Source organism: Candidatus Woesearchaeota archaeon, from assembly GCA_003695435.1.
Classification (GTDB): domain Archaea; phylum Nanobdellota; class Nanobdellia; order Woesearchaeales; family UBA11576; genus J101.
The window spans coordinates 1-2,623 of sequence record RFJL01000066.1; the positions used below are offsets into that span (position 1 = coordinate 1).

A 2,623-nucleotide genomic window follows, 5' to 3' on the forward strand; every position below is an offset into this window, starting at 1 on the left:
GTTTCAATACTCTCCTTTGGAGGGACCATTGCAAGTAAGGTTGATTACCGCACGGGTGGAGTGAGTGCAAGCTATGATGCTTCTGATTTTGTTGAAATGTGTCCTGAACTTACCACTATTGCAAACATTGAATCTCGTGCAGTTGATTGTATGATGAGCGAGGATATGCATCCAGATGATTGGCTCAGATTAGCACATGCGATTTGTGAGGAAGCAAATAAAGATCACATTACAGGAATCGTAGTTACCCACGGAACAGATACTCTTCATTTCTCAACTGCTGCAATGTCTTTTCTCCTTGAAGACCTCAACAAACCCGTTATCTTCACCGCATCGCAGCGTTCCATCGATAGAGGCTCCACTGATGCTTTTATGAACCTCATCTGTGCTGTACGCGCAGCTGCCACTTGGGATGGTGCAGAAGTTGTAACTTGTATGCATGCAACAACATCTGACGATTACTGCTTCTTGCTACGAGGAACAAAAGTGCGGAAAATGCACACCTCGCGCCGTGACGCGTTTCGACCCATTAACGAGCAACCACTTGCAAAGGTAACTGATCAAACTCTTGAGGTTCTGCACCCCAATTACCGTAAAAGAACTACAAGCACCGTTCATTGCTCTGGTCAGTTTGAAACAAATATAGCACTCATCACTATCTATCCCGGAATAGATCCTGGACTGGTTGAATATGTTATTAACAAGGGAGTTAAAGGGATTGTTCTTGCAGCAACCGCTCTTGGCCATGTGCCCACTAGCGGAAAACATAGTCTAGTAGACGTGCTTGAAAAAGCAAAAGAAAAGGGAATTCCTGTAGTGATAGCATCTCAAACACTTTACGGACGAACAAATCCTTATGTTTACACCAATCTGCGCAAACTCTCTATTGGTCTTGGCTGTATCTTTGCATCAGACATGACGCCTGAAACGGCCTATGTGAAATTAGGCTGCATCCTTCCAAAAGCGACGAGTAAAGAAGACGTTAAAACATTATTACTTGAAAACATGGCTGGGGAAATAAATGAAATTATTGATGAGAGGAGTTTTTTGAACTAATGGACTGGGAAAAAATTGGACTTACCTGCGGTATTGAAATCCATCAGCAAATAGAAGGACATAAGCTCTTTTGTAATTGTCCTACCATCATTAGAGAAGACGCAGCTGATTTTTCCGTTATGAGAAAACTGCGTGCAACCATTGGGGAAACAGGAGAGGTTGATGTTGCAGCAGCAGCTGAAATGGCAAAGTCAAAAACGTATGAGTATCAAGGATACACAGATACTACCTGTCTTGTTGAACTTGATGAAGAACCTCCTCATCTAATGAATCAAGACGCACTCTTTGCAGGGGTGCAAACAGCAATGCTTCTTAATGCAAAACTTGTTGATGAAGTACAAGTTATGAGAAAAACAGTGGTTGATGGATCTAATACATCAGGTTTTCAGCGAACAGCACTCATCGCACGTAATGGGTCGTTTCAAACATCCCAAGGGACCATCACTATTCCTACAATATCTATAGAAGAAGATAGTTGTAAAATTGTTGAGCGAGGAACATCAAAAGATGTGTATAATCTTTCTCGTTTAGGAATTCCTCTCATTGAAATCGGTACAGGGCCTGATATTAAAACACCTCAACAAGCAAAAGAGGCAGCAGCACACATAGGAATGGTGTTGCGATCAACGGGAAAAGCTAAAAGAGGATTGGGAACAATTCGTCAAGATGTAAATGTTTCCATTGCAGGAGGTAACCGTATTGAAATTAAGGGCGCCCAAGATCTTAAGCTCATCCCCACTCTTGTGGAATACGAAGCGAAACGTCAAATGGAGCTGTTACGTGTGCGAAAAGAGTTGGGATCTTTTGATGTTGATGAAACACTCTATGACGTAACACACGTACTTGAAAAATCAGAATCAAAAGTAGTTCAGAGTTGCCTTGAAAAAAAAGGAAAGGTAAAAGCACTAAAACTACCCTTTCTCAAAGGGTTCTTTGGTCGAGAAGTGCAACCAGGAAGACGTATAGGAACTGAACTCTCGGACTATGCAAAAGTTGCAGGTGGTGTTAAAGGCCTATTCCATTCAGATGAATTACCCAAATACGGCATTACCCAAGAGGAGTTTGATGCATTAAAAGAGCATCTTGGAGATGGTTTTTGCCTTATCGCTGACGAAGAGTGGAGGGTTGATACCGCTCTTAAAGCAGTTCTTGAACGTGTAAAAATGTTGGGGCGTGGCGTTCCAAAAGAAGTACGCAAAGCAAACGATGACGGTACTACCTCGTACATGAGGCCTATGCCGGGAGCAGCTAGGCTCTATCCTGAAACAGATGCCCTGCCCGTTCGTATTGACCCTTCTCATATTATTCTTCCCGAACTTATTACTCAGCGCATTGAGCGTTTCAAAGAAGAATATGGTCTTTCTGAAGATCTTGCACGCGATTTGTGCAGGCATAACTACGCCGATCTTTTTGAGAGCTTTGCAAAACGATTCACCTCGGTAAAAACAGCGTTTATGGCAGAAAGCATGATTTCTCTTCCTAAAACCATAGGGAAAAAACACAACCTGGAAATCACGGTTTCTGATGAACAATGGGAGTTGATCTTTGATGCGCTAAACAAAGGCGA

2 protein-coding genes are annotated in these 2,623 nt (G+C 42.5%); both read left to right on the plus strand.

Translation table 11 applies throughout. From position 1 onward, the window contains the following. A partial coding sequence (gene gatD / locus D6774_04825; GenBank protein ID RME77329.1) for a Glu-tRNA(Gln) amidotransferase GatDE subunit D occupies positions 1-1,056 on the plus strand: 1,056 nt, incomplete at its 5' end. Beyond that, a partial coding sequence (locus tag D6774_04830; GenBank protein RME77330.1) for a Glu-tRNA(Gln) amidotransferase GatDE subunit E occupies positions 1,056-2,623 on the plus strand: 1,568 nt, incomplete at its 3' end. The genes gatD and D6774_04830, both read left to right, overlap by 1 nt.